The organism is Geitlerinema sp. PCC 7407, from assembly GCF_000317045.1.
In the GTDB taxonomy this organism is placed as follows: domain Bacteria; phylum Cyanobacteriota; class Cyanobacteriia; order PCC-7407; family PCC-7407; genus PCC-7407.
In genome coordinates this window covers 4,418,370-4,434,759 of record NC_019703.1, presented here as the reverse complement: position 1 = coordinate 4,434,759, position 16,390 = coordinate 4,418,370, and the positions used below count along the sequence as shown (strand labels likewise).

Below are 16,390 nucleotides of genomic sequence, written 5' to 3'. Positions count from 1 at the left end.
TTCTGGCGGTTGGAAGAACTTCAAAGAAATGCTTAATTTTGGGCGATCGCCCGCCAAACTCTGGCTTTTTCGCGGCAAAAGTGCCCCCGCAGCTGCTTGGAATCCCTCCCAAGGCAGAATTTTTTTCCTGCGCCAAACCGCCCCAACGCTAAGAAAGCTGGGGTTCTCGCTAGAATTCGAAGGGGCCTAGGGGAGCAGAAAATACATGCAAGATTTTGATGTCATCGTCGTGGGGAGCGGCATTGGCGGCCTGGTCGCCGGCAGTCTGCTGGCCCGCTACGGCAAAACCGTCTTGGTCTGCGAAAGCCACAGCCTGCCGGGCGGTGCGGCCCACGGCTTTTCGCGAGAGGGGTTTCATTTTGATTCGGGTCCCTCCTTTTATTGCGGCCTGAGTGACCCCCACTCCCTCAATCCCCTGCGCCAGGTCCTCGACGTCCTGGGCGAGTCTCTGGAGGCGATCGCCTACGATCCGCTGGGCCACTACCATTTTCCTGATGTGACGCTGCCCATCTACGGCGACGCCCAGCGCTACCGCCGCGCCGTGGCCCACATCACCCCCGAGGGCGCCAGCCAGCTGGCCCACCTCGAAAAAAAACTCCTCGGCCTCTATGAAGCCCTGCGCGGCATTCCGACCCTGGCTCTGCGATCGGACTGGAAGCTGGCCCCGGTGCTGCTGGGCCGCTACGGCCTGCCCCTGCTCAAGCTGCTGCCCTATCTCACCATGGTGCAGTCCTCGGTGGGCGCTGTGATGCAGCCGCTGGTCCAAGACCCGTGGGTGCAGCGCCTGATTGATCTGGAGTGTTTTTTGCTGTCGGGTCTGAAGGCAGAGGGGACCGTGGCGCCCGAGATGGCCTTCATGCTGGGGGAGCGATCGCGCTCGGTCATTGACTATCCGGTGGGCGGCAGCGGGGCGATCGCCTGGGCTCTGGTGCGGGGACTCGAGCGCTGGGGCGGCAGGCTGCGGCTGAATGTCCACGTCGAGCGCATCCTGGTGCGAGATCAGCGGGTGACCGGGGTCCAGCTGCGCAGCGGCGAAAATCTGCTGGCGCCGGTGGTGATTTCCAATGCCACCCTGTGGGACACCTACAGCCACCTGCTCGCCCCCGACGTCTTGCCGGAGTCCTACCGCCGCGCCGCGATGAAAACGCCAGCGGTGGAGAGCTTTATGCATCTGCACTTGGGCATCCGGGCAGAGGGGCTCGAGTCCCTAACCGGCCACCACGTGGTGATGCATGACGAGAGCTGGGATCTAACGCGTCCCGGCAACACCTGCATGATCTCGATTCCGTCGGTGTGGGACCCCCATCTGGCTCCGTCGGGCTACCACGTGGTCCACGCCTACACCCTCGAAGACGCGGCGGGCTGGGAACGCAGCGCCCAGTACGACCAGCGAAAACGCGATCGCGCCCAGCCCCTGTTTCGTGCCCTCGAGAAAGTGATTCCCGATCTGCGATCGCGCATTGAGCTGGAGCTGATCGGCACGCCCTTGACCCACGCCCGCTACCTGCGCCGCTATCAGGGCACCTACGGACCAGCGATCGCCGCAGGCCAGGGCACCTTTCCGAGCTGCTACACGCCGATTCAGGGGCTCTACCGGGTGGGGGACAGCACCCTCCCCGGCATCGGGGTGCCAGCGGTGGCGGCTTCGGGGATTTTGTGCGCCAATACGTTGGTGGAGCCGGAGCAGACCGCTGAGCTGCTGGCGCTGCTGCCGGAGTAGACGCACGAAGGAGTCGAGATCGCCCTGTGGAAGCGTGGGTTGGCCAATTTCGAGGAGAGCTGGCGGCGCTGGGAGCGTCCTTTCTGTGGGCGATCGCCTCAATTATCTACACCCGTCTGGGGACTCGCATCACGCCGCTCGTCCTCAACCTCAGCAAGGGCCTCGTGGCCATGGCGCTGCTGCTGGGGGTGCTGGGGCTCCAGGGGGGCCTGTTTCCGGATGTCAATCGCCTGACCCTAGGCTTTTTGCTGCTCAGCGGTTTGGTGGGTATTGGCCTCGGGGACACCTGCTATTTTCAGGCTCTCAATCACCTCGGTCCCCAGCGGACCCTGCTGATCGAGATGCTGTCGCCCCCGCTGTCGGCGCTGCTGGCGATGGTGTTTCTCCAGGAAGTGCTCAGCCTGCGCAACTGGCTGGGCATTTTGCTGACGGTGGGGGGCGTGGCTTGGGTGATCAGCGAGCGATCGCCCGCTCACCCCAAGGCCTCGGCCCTGTCGCTGCGGGGCCTGGGGTTTGCGCTGCTGGCCGACATCAGCCAGGCCATCGGCGCGGTGCTCTCGCGCACCGCCCTCAGCGACAGCGTGGCCGATCCCCTGTGGAGCACGCTGGTCCGCTTGGTGGGCGGCACGATCATCATTGTGCCGATGCTGGTCTGGCAGCGAAGTCGCGGGGTGCCCCTGACCAACCCCCTTCGGTCGCGGCGCTTGCTGGGAGCGATCGCCCTCACGGCCTTCTTCAGCACCTTTTTGGGCATCTGGCTCCAGCAGACTTCGCTCAAGTTCGCCGAAACCGGGGTTGCTCAGGCCCTCAACGCCACGAGCCCTCTGTTTATGCTGCCCCTGAGCCTTCTGCTGGGGGAAACCCTGACCCTGCGATCGGTGTTGGGGGTTGGTTTGGCCCTGGGCGGCATTTGGCTGCTGTTTGGCTAGGGAGCTTTGGTTGCAACCCCTTTGTAGAGGTAGCCGCCGATTTTGGGCAGGTCTTCGCCGTAGAAGGTTTCTAGAGAGACGTGCTCGAACTGTGCCTCGACCAAGGCCTGGATATTGCGGTTGAGGTGGCAGCCATCCCCGATGACTTTTTGCAGCGGCGTGAGGCGGTTTTGCCAGACCTGGATCTTGGGGTCGTCGCTCAGCCCATGCTCGATAAAGATGAACTTGCCCCCCGGCTTGAGGACGCGGTGAATTTCGGCGAGGGCCTGCTCGACTTTGGCAATGCTGCACAGGGTCCAGGTGCTGACGACGCTGTCAAAGGTGTTGTCCGCCATGGGCAGGTTCTCGCCGCTGAGAATGCGGTTGTCGACGGCGATCGCGGCGGCGTCAATGCGGCGCTGGGCGATCGCGTTCATGCCTTCGTTCACGTCGATGGTGGTGATTTTGCGCACCTGGGGCGGGTAGTGGGGCAGGTTGAGCCCTGTCCCAAAGCCGATCTCCAAGATTTCGCCTTCGACGCCTGCGAGGATCTCTTGGCGATAGCGGCTGAGGGCCGGACCGGACATCACGCGATCGAGCAAGCGCGGCAGCACAAACTGGGAGTACCAACCCATGACCTAGTTTCCTGAAAGGGCTTCAACTTTTTGATAGCATGCCGGACCTTTTTCGAGGCGATCGCCCGTCGCCGCTCCAGGCAAAGATCGAATCGGTCCAGACTTTGCTACCATGCAGAGTGCGAGATTTGATGAATACACAGTAAGTGCCTGTCCTGGTCGGCATTGCCACGGGCTCCATCAGCGCTGCAGTGGAGAGCCAAAAGTGCTGCGTCTTTGATCGAATGGTCTTTTTGACCGATCAGGGACGCAGTTGACGTCAGGAGCAGCATGCTGGAGCATGGCAACCCATCGCTTGCCGCACCGCAGGGGTAAACGCCGAGTCGAGGGCTCGCGGGTCCCGGCCGGTGCCCTTTTTGAGTTTGTGCGGCCTTTGGGGTTTGGGGCGATCGTGCTGAGACGGCTCTCCGACACAACAGACGTGAAGTTTATGGCTAAGGCTTGAGGGTTGATATGAGTAGCGGTGTGTTGTCGATTAATGATGCGCAGTTTGAGGCAGAAGTGCTTCAGGCGACGCAGCCGGTGTTGGTGGATTTCTGGGCCGAATGGTGTGGCCCGTGTCGACTGATTGCGCCGCTGATGGACTATGTGGCCAATACCTATGGCGATCGCCTCAAGGTGATCAAAATGGAAGTCGACCCCAATCCTGAAACCGTCGCCCAGTACAAGGTCCAGGGCATTCCGACCCTGATTTTGTTTCAGGGGGGCGAAGTGAAAGAGTCCATTGAGGGAGCCATCGGCAAGCAGCGCCTCGAAGACTGGCTGCTCAAAAATCTGCCGGAGCTCCAGCAGGCCTAAGCATCGAGCTCCAGAGCAGCGGTTTTTGGACCCCAAAAACCGCTGCTATACTGGATTTTCCGAACGCCCGCCCTCGTCCTCCAGGAAGCGCACGCTATGCGATTGGCCCAGCGAGTTGAGTCTTTGCAAAAGAACGTTTTTGCCGACATGGACGAAGCCAAGTCCAAGGCGCTGGCGGCGGGCCGAGATTTGATTGATTTGTCCTTAGGGTCGTCGGATCTGCCGACGCCACCCCATGTTTTGGAGGCGATCGCGCGATCGCTGCCTGACCCGAGCACCCACGGCTACCTGCTGTTTCACGGGACGCGGGCCTTTCGGGACGCGGCGGCCCAGTGGTACACCCAGCGCTTTGGCGTGGCCGTCGACCCAGAAACCGAGGTGCTGCCCCTGATCGGCTCCCAAGAAGGGACGGCCCACCTGCCCTTGGCCCTGCTCAATCCGGGCGACGTGGCGCTGCTGCTCGATCCGGGCTATCCCTCCCACATCGGCGGGGTGGCGCTGGCGGGCGGCGAAATGTACCCCATGGCGCTGCGGGCCGAAAATGGCTTTTTGCCGGTCTTCTCGGAGATGCCGGCGGCGGTGATCGAGCGATCGCGCATGATGGTGCTCAGCTATCCCCACAATCCCACCAGCGCGACGGCGAGCCTGGACTTTTTCCGCGAGGCGGTGGCCTTTTGTGAGGCCCATGACTTGGCCTTGGTGCACGATTTTCCCTACGCGGACTTGGTATTTGACGGCTCCCGAGCGCCCTCGGTGCTCCAGGCCGACCCCCAAAAGCGGGTGTCCATTGAGTTTTTCACATTGTCAAAGTCCTATAACATGGGCGGCTTCCGGGTGGGCTACGCCATCGGCAATCGCGAGCTGATCCGGGTGCTGCGCCAGATCAAGGCCGTTGTGGACTTTAACCAATATCGCGGCATTCTCAACGGGGCGATCGCCGCGCTGACCGGTCCCCAAGAGACGGTGCAGCAAGCGGTCGATACCTTCCGCGATCGCCGAGATGCCTTTGTGAGTGCCCTCAATGCCATTGGCTGGAGCGTGCCCACTCCCTCCGCCACCATGTACATCTGGGCCAAGCTGCCGGAGCCCTGGGACCAGGACTCCATTGGTTTTTGCCGAGAGCTGGTGCAGGCCACTGGAGTGGCGGCGTCTCCCGGCGTCGGCTTTGGGGCGGCGGGCGAGGGCTACGTTCGCTTTGCGCTGGTGCATTCACCGGCGCGTCTTCAGGTGGCGGTCGAGCGGATGGCGGCTTTTCTCAAAGGCTGAGCCCATCGGCCTTTCAGCGCTTGGGCGATCGCCTGTTTCACTGCGGCGGCCGGACTTTACGGAAGCTCTTTAACGGATCTGCCAAAATTTATCCTGGCTTTATCGAAGTCCATCAAAGTCCCTCGTAAACTAGACAAATATTTCCTCAGATCGCAGCAATAATAGGCCAGGTCCGGTAGTCATTTCCGCTGGGAACAGACACCGCTGCGCCTCTGATCCCTGTTCGCGGATTGTCTTTGGTACTTTCTCCGTTACCACCATGGTCACTAAATCTTTTCAGACTCTCATGATGGGTTTTTCGGCGATCGCTCTCGCGGGCACTGCCGCGATCGCAGCGACGCCCGCCACCGCAGGCACCCTGGCCAATCCAGTGGTCAGCGGCTCTGACTACCTCACCTACGGCTCCGACGGCACCAACACCTTCCTGGTGCCCAACACGTCTGCCAATGTCCAGTCGGCACTCACCGGCGACAGCAGCAACCCCACCGGCAACGTCGAGCTTTTTGCCAGCAGTGAGCAGCCCGGCGCTAACTTCAACCAGGTCACCAGCCTGAGCGGCACCCTGGGCGGCAAGGGCATCACCCTCAGCAACCTGACCCTCAGTGACTGGCTCTCGCCGGTCGGCAGCAGCACCTTCGGCCAGGTGTGGTTCAATGCAGCGCTCAACAACAACGGCTTGGGCGGTCTGTCCAACGACATCAAGGGTTTCGCGTTCAACGTATTCAAGAACTACGGCGGCTTCCAGCGCTTTAGCGACCCCAACATTTCCTACGTCAACCAAGACAGCAGCGGCCTGGTCCGCATCGGCTTGGCGGGCCATTTCAATGCCACCTCGCTGATTACGAAAAGCATTGATGGCTTCCTCAATGACAGCAGCGTGCCTAACAACGCTAAGTTTCTCGCTAATAACCTGAAGTCGCAGCTTTCGGGCCGCACGATCCAGGCCAGCGAAGTGGTCAAGGTTGCCTACAATGGCGGGCCCTCTCAGCTGCTCTATAGCTTCAATGCGACCCAGTCTGGTCTGGTGGAGCGGGGCGATCGGCTCTCTCACACGGGCAACTACGAAGTGACCTTCCAGGGCGATGTACCGCCCCAAGACGTGCCTGAGCCCTCGCTGCTGCTGGGCCTTGTGGGTCTCGGCGGCGCTTTCTTGCTGAAGCGCCAAGGCGGCCAAGGCGCGGCCTAGGGTATCAAACGAGTAACTTGAGTCCTCCGTATACCAGCGCGGGAGCCCCTCGGGGCTCCTTTTTTTGTGGTGCTTTTCGCTGGGTTTCTCCAAAAACAAAGCAGCCCGCGCGGGCTGCTTTGTAGAGGTCTTTGGTTTTGTGAGTTTTGGCTAGCGTCCGCGTCGCTCTCGGTCTTGGCGACGGCGATCGCGCCATTCGGCATAGGTGAGATAGCTCACGCCGCCGGTGACCACGACCAGAAGGGCGATCGCTGCGGTAGCCAAAACGATATAGGGCGAAATTTCCACGGTGCCTTACATGCCGTTGTGGCCCCAAACCACCATCGAGATGGAGAAGGAAAAGACGGTCAACAACCCAACCCAACCCAGCGTCAAGATATCCATGGCAGTTATGTAAAGACTGGCGAATGTGAAACGACAGAAATCCTCTTGGCACCCGTAGCGAGGCGCATCCAGGCTACAGCCTCGGGGGTTGACGCTTGATCGGCCAGATGATGCGCAAGGGCGATCGCAGGGTCGATCGGTGGCGTCCGTTTAGAGTCTCGGGTTGCCTGCCCGCGACTTCGCCGATCTTACCAAACCTTGTCCCCCCAGGGCGAGGGCTGTCCCTGGTTCGCTTTTCCCAAATGCGTGGATAATAGAGCATTCATCCATTGCCCCAAGCCCGAGGCGGTCAGAACTGGCACAGGCAATGGCAGCGAGGAAGCCAGCGGATATGAAGCTAGCACGCACCTATCGCGCCCAAAAGGGGGTCTGCTCGGGCGATCGCCTGATGTTTTATTTGGCGATGGCGATGGTGCTGCACACAGGGGCGATCGCGGGCTTCGGGGTCTACTGGCACCGTCGCCAGGCCGAGCAGCCACCAGAGCCCATCGAGGTGGTGTATCTGGAGCCCAAGGAGGCCCCCCAGAAGCCGCCGGAACCTACGGCACGCCGGGCGATCGCCGATGCCACCGCCGCCGGTTCGCCCCGACCCCAGCAGCCCGTCACCACCGGCGCCCCGAACCTGCCGCGCCAAGGCGCACCCTCGCCCGCACCCAAGGCCATCTCACCCCTACCAGACCTACCGCCGCCTGCTCCCAGCCCGCCAGCGCCAGAGCCTTCGCCCCAAGCGGCTTCCGCCAGCAGCTCCCTTCAAAATAAAAGCCTCAAATCCCTCGACACAAACGCGAAGAAGGCCCCCAAAGAGCCATCCTCCCCCCGCCCCAAGGTGCCTGCTCTGAAGGCCAATCCCGCTACCGACCCGCGATCGCCCGCCCTTTCCCCGTCGCCAGCGACCCCTGCGTCCCCGGAAGCACCCCCCAGCCCAGAAGCGTCGCCCAGCTCAGAGGCACCCCCCAGCCCAGCCCAAACTGGCGCCGAGAACGGCGATGAAAGCAGCCAGACGGATCAGGCCTTTGGGGGGCAGGGGCTCGATGGCGCACCGTCCGCGGATCGGGAAGCGCCCGGAAAACCCAGCGTAGACGCGATGGCAGACCAAGCCGTGGGGAGCTACGTCAACCGGGTCAATCAGCAAATCAATCAGCACTGGGATCAGGTCCAGCTCGACATTTCTCGTCAAGTGGTCGTGCGCTTTGCCGTTGATGCGTCGGGGCGGCTGCTCTCGGCGGAGGTGGCCCAGTCGTCGGGCCTAGCGAATGCCGACGAAGGGGCGATCGCGGCGGTGCAGGCCGCTGCGCCCTTTCCCCCGTTTCCGCCAGAGATCCAAGACACCTCCATCGTGGTTAATATGAAGTTTGGTTACAAACTGCGGGACGGGTCCTAGCACAGTTGGCATGGCGAAAAAGCAAAAGTTTCCCCATCTCCTCGGTTCCAAGTGGACAGCTCAGTCTGCGACCTTTGGCTGGCGGCACTTTCAGGTGCTCAATCGCAAAAATCAAGGGGAGTGGGTCTTTGCAGAAATGGTGTCGTCCTGTGATGACGACGTGCGCTTTTGGATCAATGCCACCCTGCTGAAGGACCGATCGCTGTGGCAGCCGGGCTGGACGCCCCTGCGCGATCTGGAGCTTCAGGCTGAGAGCGATCTGGGAAGCGATCGCGATTTGGAAGATTAAGCAGTCTCTGGGTCGTCTCCCTGGACCACCAGCACGGAGCGGGCTGCCTGGTGCACAACGTCGCTGCTGACGCTGCCGAGCAGGACCTCGGTCAGGCCGCGCCGCCCCCGCCGCCCAATCACAATCAGGTCTGCGGACCATTGATCGGCGCTCTGGCAGAGCCATGCACTGGGTGAGCCGACTTCGCAGCGGATCTCGGCGTGGACGCCGAGGGCTTGGGCCTGGGCCTGGTAGGCTTGCAGCCACTGACGGGCCTCCTGCTCGGCGCGATGCTGGGTCTGCTGCTGGGCCGCCGAAAAGTTCACCATGGGCTTGCCGTAGAGGTCGGTGTAGGCGATCGCGTTGCTGGAGATGCCGGTGAGGCAGTGACACAGCAGCAGTTCGGCCTGATCGCTTTGGGCGAGGCTGACGGCCCGCTGAAAGACGCTGTCGGAGTGACCGGAGCGATCGAGTGCTGCCAAAATTCGCTTGAATTTCATCGGTTTTCTGTCCTGTGCGCCCCTATTTCTCAGAATATCCTGTGCAAGGCGATCGCGCTTTTGGCAAGCCCAAACATCCCTATGATGGGATACACAATCGTCCGCGATCGCCCAAACCGCCTCTATGCAATCTAGCGCTGTGTCCCCCTGGTTTTCTCGCCTGCCGCCCGCTGTCCAGAAACTGCCCTGGTATTCCCTGGGCTTGCTGGCGATTTGGGGACTGTCCCTAGGGCTGCGGTTTTGGGGCCTGAGCCGGTTCAACACCTTGGTCTTTGACGAGGTGTATTTTGCTAAGTTTGCCGACCACTACCTGACCCAGACGTTTTTCATCGACGGTCACCCGCCCCTGGGGAAATACCTGATCGCCATCGGGATTTGGATCGGGGAGCGGCTGCCCTGGCTGGCGGAGGTGCCCCGCAACAACCTGACAGGGTCGTGGCTGGCGCCCTGGAGCTACCGCTGGGTCAATGCCCTGACGGGGTCGCTGGTGCCGCTGGTGGTGGCGGGTATCGCGCGGCAGGTGAGCGATCGCCGCAGCTATGGGCTGATGGCGGGGCTGCTGATGGCCTTGGATGGGCTGCTGCTGGTGGAATCGCGCTATGCGCTGATCAATGTCTATTTGCTGATTTTTGGGCTGCTGGGGCACTGGTGTCTGCTGCGATCGCTGGGGCTGCGGGGCGGGCAGCGCTACGGATGGCTGGCGATCGCGGGGCTGTGCTTCGGGGCCTCGGTGGGCGTCAAGTGGAACGGCCTGGGCTTTTTGCTGGGGGTTTACGGCGTGTGGCTGATTGCCTGGGGCCGCAAGACGTGGGAAAACGGGCGATCGCGGCGCGCTGCTGCCAACTCTGCCGCGCCCGCTGCGCCTTTTCGCTGGAGCAGTCCCGTCCTAGAGCGCTTTGCCAGCCTCAGCCCGATCGCGATTGTCGTCTTTTTGGGACTGGCTCCCTTGCTGACCTACAGCCTGATCTGGATTCCCCACCTACAGAGCTTCGGCGGCACCTTCTGGAGCGCCCAGGCAGAGCTGCTCAGCTACCACCGCCGTGTCGGCGACAATGCAACGCACCCCTACTGCTCGCCGTGGTACACCTGGCCCGGCATGGTACGCCACGTCCTGTACTTCTATCAAACCGGCCAAACGCCCCAGGAAATCGTGCCGATCTACGGGCCGCCGCTGCCCAGCGGCGCAGGGCGCTATATCTTCGACGTCCACGCCATGGGCAATCCCTTTTTGTGGTGGCTCTCGTCCAGCGCGATCGCCCTGTGCTGCGCTCTGGTGATCCAGCAGGTGGGGCTATGGGGGTGGCAGCGCTGGCAAAAGCAGCCTGTCTTCGTCGAGGCAGCCCAAGCCGCGATCGCCCCCGGACTGGCCCTGTACCTGGTGATCAACTGGGCCGCTAACTGGCTGCCCTGGATGCTGGTGCAGCGCTGCACCTTCCTCTACCACTACATGGGGTCCTCGGTGTTTAGCCTGCTGGCGATCGCCTGGATGGGCGATCGCTGGCTCCACAGCCCCAGCCTCTTCCGCCAGCGCTGCGCGATCGCCCTGATCGCCTTAATTGTCCTGAGCTTCCTGTTTTGGCTGCCCGTGTACCTGGGCCTGCCCCTCTCCCCCTCTGCCCTGCAAATGCGGCGCTGGCTGCCCACCTGGTAGCTGCCCTCGGGCTAGCTTCGCGTGAAAATCGCTCGATAAACCGGGTCTCGGCGGCCCAGAGTCAGCTTTTCGCGCTCTGTCGCCACGCCCAGCGGATTTTCGGGCAGCCACTCGTGGCCCTGACGCTGAAAGCTGGGAGATTCGGCAAAGCGATCGACCATTTCCTGGGCCACCGCCAGCACGTCCGACTGCAAAAACACCACCCCCTCAGCGGGCAAATACTTCGCCAGCACCGCCACCAGCTCCGGCTGCACCACGCGCCGCTTTTGGTGACGCTTCTTGAACCAGGGGTCCGGGAACTGGATGCTGACCCGCTGAAAAGCGCCCGTCGGCAGGGAGGCCAAGATCGGCTCTACGGAGTTGTTGGCGTTGCAAAAAAGGAAATGCACATTGGTCAGGCCCAGCTCTTGGCAAATCTCGTTGGCCCGATCGACCAGGGGCTGGCGAATTTCGAGCCCCAGGAAATTCCAGTCGGGGTACTGAGCCGCCATCTCCCACACAAACTGCCCCCGCGCGCAGCCAATATCTAGATGCAAAGGCCGATCGAGGCTGGCATAGATCTTTTGCCAGTCGGGCGGCGGGGTGGGGATTTGATACTTGTCGCTGAGGGGATTGACGTGTTGACGCACGCGAACAACCACTGAGTTACCTTCCTTGGGGCGCGGCGGCTCCCGATCATCGGGCTGGGGACCGGGAGCGCCTCACAATAGTTTGCAAGCTAGGCATCATAAGGCGGTTTTGCCCCTGGGTGCAAGGGCAAATCAGCGGTAGCCGCGCTCGCGATTTTGGGGGCGATCGCCCGACCCGCTGGCCCTTGAATTTAGCCCTGGACTGCCCGATCGAGCGATCGCCCCAATTCCCCAGTCCGCTAGGATTGGAACGTGCCTGGATCAGATCTCCAGGCTGACGACCGTCACTCCTGCGATCGCCCATGAGCCCCGAGTTTCGCTTTGCTGTGATCAGCGATGCCCACATCGCCCTCCCCGAGACAATCTGGCAAAATCCCAGCCGATTTCACATGGTCGAGGTGAGCATTGCGGCCCTCGAACAGGTTTTTGCCCACCTGGAGACGCTGGATCTCGACTTTTTGCTGCTGCCGGGGGACCTAACCCAGCACGGAGAACCGGCCAATCACGCCTGGCTGGCCCAGCGCCTCAGCCAGCTTCCCTTTCCCTGCTACGTGGTACCCGGCAACCACGACGTCCCCAACCGAGAGGCGGACGGCCGGTCCATTGGCCTGGCGGAATTTGCCCACTACTACCAGGCCTTCGGCTATGACGATCCGGCCCAGCCCTACTACAGCCGCCAGGTGCTGCCGGGGGTGCGGCTGATCGGCCTGAACTCAAATCAGTTTGACGAAACGGGGCAGCAGCAGAGCCAGGGCGCGATCGACGCAGCCCAGATGCGCTGGCTGCGAGAGGTGCTGGCGGCGGCCTCAGAGGAGCTGGTGATGGTCATGGTGCACCACAATGTCGCCGAGCACCTGCCCAATCAGTCGCGCCACGCCATGGGCCGCCGCTATATCCTGCGCAACCACCAAGAACTGCTGGAAGTGCTGCAAGCGGCCGGGGTGCCGCTGGTGTTTACGGGGCATCTGCACATCCAGGACATCGCGCGGTCCCACGGCCTCTACGACATTACGACGGGGTCTTTGGTCAGCTATCCCCATCCCTACCGCGTGCTGGCAGTGCGCAGCGACCCCCAGGGCCAGCGCTGGCTGGAGGTGGTCTCGGAGCGAGTGACGGCGGTGCCCGACTGGCCGAGGCTGACCCAGGTGTCGCGCCAGTGGATGGGCGATCGCAGCCAGCCCTTCATGGTGCGCCTGCTTACCGAAGCTCCGCTGAATCTGCCCCTGGACGCCGCCGAGAGTCTGGCTCCCGAACTGAGCTACTTCTGGGCCGACATTTCCCGAGGCGATGCGCTTTTCGAGTTTCCAGACTTCCCGCCCGCGGCGCGACGATTTTTTGAGTCCTTTAGCGCCCTCGACGCCGCTGGCGTCCCTCACCTGATCGACAATCACACCGCTCTGCGCCTGGACTAGGCCCGCCGCTCGGGCCTAGGGAGAGGGCTGGCGGCAGATGCCCAACACCGAGGTGTAGCCGTGCAAAAAGGTGCCACCGCCGACGGGGCCGATTTCGCCGTTACAGAAGAAGCCGCTCAGAGCCAGAGGGCCGAGGTAGCGGTGCACCAGCTGGGAATCAAAGTTGGGCTGCTCGTAGAGGCCTTCGCCGCGCCCCATGCAGGAGAACATCAGCGCGCCGACGGGCTGGGTGGCCTGATCATCCAAGGTGGACTGGTAGCGCTGGAGCAGGATTTCCAGATCTTCGGCGGAGGTGTTGGCGTCACGCAGATGGAACTGGATGCGCTGCCCCGGCCGGACGCGATCGCCGATGGCGATCGCCCCCACCCGCGGATCTACCCCCAGCAGATTGCGAATCAAAAAGTCCCCTTGCTCCAGATTTCGCTTGAACTCGTTGCGCGCCAGCCCCACAAACAGCGAGTGCTGGGCTAGCGCCCGGTCCTCATCACTGAGATCTTGAATAATTTCTTGGAGCACCTCTAGGGGCGTCCGCTCCTTGGGCGAGCTGAGCAGGTCCGCGTCGTCCTGCTCCGACAGCTTGAGCATGATGTGGCGCTCCACCTCTGCCACGCGGTAGGGCTTGCCGATGGGGCGACAGCCCTGGGCCACGATGGTTTCCAGGACAATGTTGCCGCTGAGGGCCAGCCCCACGGAGCCCTCGCGATGGAGCTGATAGTTGCAAAATAGGCCGTTGTTGGTGCCGGAGCCGCCCCCGGCGAGGCCGCCCACCGTCGGCGAGCCTGCGTAGGCGAAGTCCAGCCCCTGCAACAGATCGTTGATCTTGGCGGAGAAGGGGTCCGCCAGCAGCACGAATTTGGGCTGGGCCTCTGGAGGGACGCCAATCAGGTCGATCCAGGCGCTGGGCGGGCTGTCGAGGTCGGGAATCTCGTCGGCGCTGAGGTGAAAGGCCCGGATCGAGACGCCCGGCAGCTTCGCCACCGTCAGCGCCAAGGCCGGGGTTTCTTCGATTTCTTGGGTTTGGCCTGCGGCGTCACAGCCAACGATGCCGCCGCCGCTGCAGCCGATCAGGTGCGGAACGTCGAGCTTTTCGCGCAGCAGGGGCATCAGGCGCGGAAAGTCGCTGCTGAAGGTGGCGGAGATAAAAAGGATGGCAAGATCGGGCGGGCCTTGGAGCTTGTGATGAACCTGGGTGACCACCTCATCCACCGCTGCTTCGAGGGAGGGACGGGTTGAGAGGGCATTAACCCATTGCATTTCAGTCGTCGAGGACGCTGCCATCGCCTAAGGTTCCTTCCGATATGATGCTGCACAAAAATGGGCTGCTCTCGGAAATGTCCAGAAAGAGCGTCAGGTTGGCTCTGGAGACCTGCTGGCGGCGATCGCCTTGGATCTTGCCAGCCCGCCGATCGCCCTTTCGTGGACCATTCCCGAACAGCCAGGGCACACACACTGCCGTTTCATGATTTTGACATACTCACCCGGCGGCAACTGCGATGAGGGGCGATCGCGCTCTTGCGATGAGGGCCGCGATCGCGCAATCACTGGGTGGTCTCGATCCGGGCCTGCCACCCCTGGCTGCTGACGCGCTGATACATTTCGTCGGCCTCGGCCTGGGTCTTGTAGGCCCCTACCTGCATGAAGATCTGGCTGCCGCGAAACACGCGAAAGGCGCCCGGCACCAGCGATCGCACGCGGGCCTGGTCGGCTTCGGAGCGCGTCGCCACCACCACCCGATACTGGAACCCGAGGGCCTGGGCCTGGGTCGGTGGCGGCGGTGGACCGCCCGGCGTGCTGGCGCCGATCGCCACATTGCGGGCTCGGTTGCCAGCGTTGCCAACGGGAATGCGGGCGCTGGGCACCGGCAGCAGGGCGCCCGATCGCGGACGAGCGGCGACGGTTGCGGGCTGGGGTGTGGGATCCGCGTTCTCCGGGGGCAGCACGGGAATCTCGACGGCAGCGGGCTGCACCGGCTGGGGCGATCGCTCCACCACGGGCACCGAGCGGCTGGGCGGCGTCACCGGAATCTCGATGGCTGCTGTGGGTGCGGGTGCAGTCTGAATCGGCACAGTCCGCGCCGGCACGACCGGGGCCGGTACCGGGACGCTCGGCGTGACGGTGGGCACCGGCAGCGATCGCCCGGAGGTCGTCACGGGCCGCGCCGCTGTTTCGGGCGCTGCGACAGGGATGGGAATCGCGCGGGGCGCTGGCCCCGCCGCCACAGGAACCTGCGGCGGCGGGGCCACCGGCGGGCTGCTTTGCAAGCTGGTGGGCACCGGGAAGGAGCGCGCCGAAAGGGAAGACTTGTCTGCGGCCTGGGCCACGATGGGCGCTGGGGCTGCCGCGATCGCCGGAACGGGCGTCACCTGGGTGGTACCCGCGAGGTCCACCCGGCCCTCCACGCGGCTGCTCACCAGCTGGTTGCCAAAGGCCGGGACGATCTGGCTGGACGCTTTGACGTTCACATCCAGTCGGCCATTGTTGCGGAAGGTGTTGCTGCCGGGCTGGGCCTGGGTGCCGAGGTCGGGCTGGGAATCGGCGATCGCCACCAGACCATCCCGCTGATTGCCCTCGATCACGTTTTCCCGCAAAATCGGCCGACTGCTGGCCTGGACCACCACGCCGTCCTCGTTGCCCACAATGCGATTTTTCAGCAGCGTCGGCGCTGCTTTCTGGCCCACATTGACGCCAAAGCCTGTCCGCTCAAACAGATTTTCTTGGACCTGGGCCTGGGACAGGCCGTAGAGGGTGATGCCGTTGGCCCCGTTGGCCACAAAGTGGTTGCCGCGAATCAGCGGCGCGCTGCGGCCCACCACCGAAATGCCGTCGTGGGTGTTGCCGGTGAAGGTGTTGCTGGCCACCGTCGGGTTGCTCGACTCGATCCACAGGCCGTAGCCCCGGGGGTTGGGATTGGTCACCGTCACGCCGATCAGGGCCGCCTGATTGGCCCCCAAAATTGCGATGTCCTGGCCCGCCGAGGTCGGACTGAGAAACCGCCCGCCCCCGCGAATCACGATACCTTGACCCTGGCTCTCGGCGCTGCCCTGGAGGGTGACCCCGGGCTGGAGGCGCAGGGGAAAGGTCTCGCCGCTGGCGGCGCTGTAGGTGCCCGGCGCGAGCTGAATCACGCTGCTGGTGGGGGCGATCGCCAGGGCCTGGGTAATGGTTTTGAGGGGAGCCTGGGCCGTGCCTGCGCCGGCATCACTGCCCCGGACCGGATCCACGTAGAGAACGGTTGCCGCCTGAGTTTGGGCGATCGCCCCCTCCGCCAGCAGACTCCCCAAGACCACCGGAATCCCGACACTACTGACCGCGATCGCCACTCCCCCACTGCTCAGCAGCAGCGAGGCGATCGCCGAAACTCGAACCGAACGACTCAACAGACTCATAGAACAGCCTCCGCTCTACAGCGCGTGCATTTCTCGTGAGAACCCCAAAGGGCTATCAACACCCCGCCGTCGGGTTCTGGCACCCGCACCCATGGCGGCTGACCCGCAGGTCAGTCCTAAAAATCGCGAAAATTTAGGGAGGCTTAGAGCCGCTCCAGGCTGGCAGCGTCTAGATCCTGGGCGATCGCGCCCCCCAAACTTACGCAGCACAAAAGGTCAAGATGCATCAAGCTTAATGGCTTCTGGCTCTTTCTTTCGCAGGGCGC

General features: G+C 63.1%; 18 protein-coding genes. 10 read left to right on the top strand and 8 right to left on the bottom strand.

The features are described 5' to 3' along the window. Positions 1-205 precede the first annotated feature (205 nt). Positions 206-1,720 carry an NAD(P)/FAD-dependent oxidoreductase gene (locus GEI7407_RS18110; protein WP_015173667.1) on the top strand — a complete coding sequence of 505 codons (1,515 nt, stop codon included), beginning with the start codon at positions 206-208 and terminating at the stop codon, positions 1,718-1,720. 26 nt (positions 1,721-1,746) lie between these two features. Next, the gene (locus GEI7407_RS18105) at positions 1,747-2,649 is read left to right on the top strand and encodes a DMT family transporter (protein ID WP_015173666.1); all 903 of its coding nucleotides are present in this window, start codon (positions 1,747-1,749) and stop codon (positions 2,647-2,649) included. Here the strand turns inward: GEI7407_RS18105 and GEI7407_RS18100 are convergent. Continuing rightward, a complete protein-coding gene (locus GEI7407_RS18100) occupies positions 2,646-3,263 on the bottom strand; it encodes a class I SAM-dependent methyltransferase (protein WP_015173665.1) in 618 nt (205 codons plus the stop codon). The two genes, GEI7407_RS18105 and GEI7407_RS18100, sit on opposite strands and share 4 nt — an antisense overlap. Before the next feature lie 280 nt (positions 3,264-3,543). On the opposite strand from GEI7407_RS18100, the gene GEI7407_RS21495 reads away from it, so the two are divergent. The 4 genes from GEI7407_RS21495 to GEI7407_RS18085 all read left to right on the top strand — a co-directional run bounded on the left by GEI7407_RS21495 (position 3,544) and on the right by GEI7407_RS18085 (position 6,513). Then, a complete protein-coding gene (locus GEI7407_RS21495; protein ID WP_190274156.1) occupies positions 3,544-3,708 on the top strand; it encodes a hypothetical protein in 165 nt (54 codons plus the stop codon). 8 nt (positions 3,709-3,716) lie between these two features. Further along, positions 3,717-4,061: a thioredoxin gene (gene trxA, locus GEI7407_RS18095; RefSeq protein WP_015173664.1), complete on the top strand. Its 345-nt coding sequence runs from the start codon at positions 3,717-3,719 to the stop codon at positions 4,059-4,061. A gap of 96 nt (positions 4,062-4,157) precedes the next feature. Beyond that, the gene (locus GEI7407_RS18090) at positions 4,158-5,327 is read left to right on the top strand and encodes an LL-diaminopimelate aminotransferase (RefSeq protein ID WP_015173663.1); all 1,170 of its coding nucleotides are present in this window, start codon (positions 4,158-4,160) and stop codon (positions 5,325-5,327) included. Positions 5,328-5,586: 259 nt separating this feature from the next. Continuing rightward, positions 5,587-6,513 (top strand): NF038130 family PEP-CTERM protein, encoded by a 927-nt coding sequence (locus GEI7407_RS18085; protein ID WP_015173662.1) that lies wholly within the window; start codon positions 5,587-5,589, stop codon positions 6,511-6,513. 150 nt (positions 6,514-6,663) lie between these two features. On the opposite strand, the gene GEI7407_RS21490 is transcribed toward GEI7407_RS18085, so the two are convergent. Further along, positions 6,664-6,801 (bottom strand): hypothetical protein, encoded by a 138-nt coding sequence (locus GEI7407_RS21490; protein ID WP_190274155.1) that lies wholly within the window; start codon positions 6,799-6,801, stop codon positions 6,664-6,666. Positions 6,802-6,807: 6 nt separating this feature from the next. Next, positions 6,808-6,897 (bottom strand): cytochrome b6-f complex subunit PetN, encoded by a 90-nt coding sequence (petN, locus tag GEI7407_RS20485; protein ID WP_071880863.1) that lies wholly within the window; start codon positions 6,895-6,897, stop codon positions 6,808-6,810. A 331-nt stretch (positions 6,898-7,228) separates the two neighbouring features. On the opposite strand from petN, the gene GEI7407_RS18080 reads away from it, so the two are divergent. Together GEI7407_RS18080 and GEI7407_RS18075 are read left to right on the top strand one after the other, a co-directional pair. Then, positions 7,229-8,278 carry a TonB family protein gene (locus GEI7407_RS18080; RefSeq protein WP_015173661.1) on the top strand — a complete coding sequence of 350 codons (1,050 nt, stop codon included), beginning with the start codon at positions 7,229-7,231 and terminating at the stop codon, positions 8,276-8,278. 10 nt (positions 8,279-8,288) lie between these two features. Then, positions 8,289-8,567 carry a TIGR02450 family Trp-rich protein gene (locus GEI7407_RS18075; protein ID WP_015173660.1) on the top strand — a complete coding sequence of 93 codons (279 nt, stop codon included), beginning with the start codon at positions 8,289-8,291 and terminating at the stop codon, positions 8,565-8,567. Here the strand turns inward: GEI7407_RS18075 and GEI7407_RS18070 are convergent. Beyond that, positions 8,564-9,046: a universal stress protein gene (locus tag GEI7407_RS18070; RefSeq protein WP_015173659.1), complete on the bottom strand. Its 483-nt coding sequence runs from the start codon at positions 9,044-9,046 to the stop codon at positions 8,564-8,566. The genes GEI7407_RS18075 and GEI7407_RS18070 overlap by 4 nt on opposite strands. A 124-nt stretch (positions 9,047-9,170) precedes the next feature. On the opposite strand from GEI7407_RS18070, the gene GEI7407_RS18065 reads away from it, so the two are divergent. Next, positions 9,171-10,697 carry a dolichyl-phosphate-mannose--protein mannosyltransferase gene (locus tag GEI7407_RS18065; protein ID WP_015173658.1) on the top strand — a complete coding sequence of 509 codons (1,527 nt, stop codon included), beginning with the start codon at positions 9,171-9,173 and terminating at the stop codon, positions 10,695-10,697. Between the two features lie 11 nt (positions 10,698-10,708). Here the strand turns inward: GEI7407_RS18065 and trmB are convergent, their stop codons facing one another. Next, positions 10,709-11,338, bottom strand: a complete 630-nt coding sequence (gene trmB / locus GEI7407_RS18060) for a tRNA (guanosine(46)-N7)-methyltransferase TrmB (RefSeq protein WP_015173657.1) — start codon at positions 11,336-11,338, stop codon at positions 10,709-10,711. 290 nt (positions 11,339-11,628) lie between these two features. On the opposite strand from trmB, the gene GEI7407_RS18055 reads away from it, so the two are divergent. Further along, complete coding sequence (locus GEI7407_RS18055; RefSeq protein WP_015173656.1) at positions 11,629-12,738, top strand: metallophosphoesterase; 1,110 nt, start codon at positions 11,629-11,631, stop codon at positions 12,736-12,738. A 15-nt stretch (positions 12,739-12,753) separates the two neighbouring features. Here the strand turns inward: GEI7407_RS18055 and GEI7407_RS18050 are convergent, their stop codons facing one another. The 3 genes from GEI7407_RS18050 to GEI7407_RS18040 form a co-directional block, all read right to left on the bottom strand. After that, on the bottom strand, positions 12,754-13,992 hold the full coding sequence (locus tag GEI7407_RS18050; protein WP_150109820.1) for an FIST N-terminal domain-containing protein: 1,239 nt from the start codon (positions 13,990-13,992) through the stop codon (positions 12,754-12,756). A gap of 1 nt (position 13,993) precedes the next feature. Continuing rightward, positions 13,994-14,182: a hypothetical protein gene (locus tag GEI7407_RS18045; protein WP_041268522.1), complete on the bottom strand. Its 189-nt coding sequence runs from the start codon at positions 14,180-14,182 to the stop codon at positions 13,994-13,996. Positions 14,183-14,276: 94 nt separating this feature from the next. Continuing rightward, on the bottom strand, positions 14,277-16,124 hold the full coding sequence (locus GEI7407_RS18040) for a DUF1565 domain-containing protein (RefSeq protein WP_015173654.1): 1,848 nt from the start codon (positions 16,122-16,124) through the stop codon (positions 14,277-14,279). Positions 16,125-16,390 lie beyond the last annotated feature (266 nt).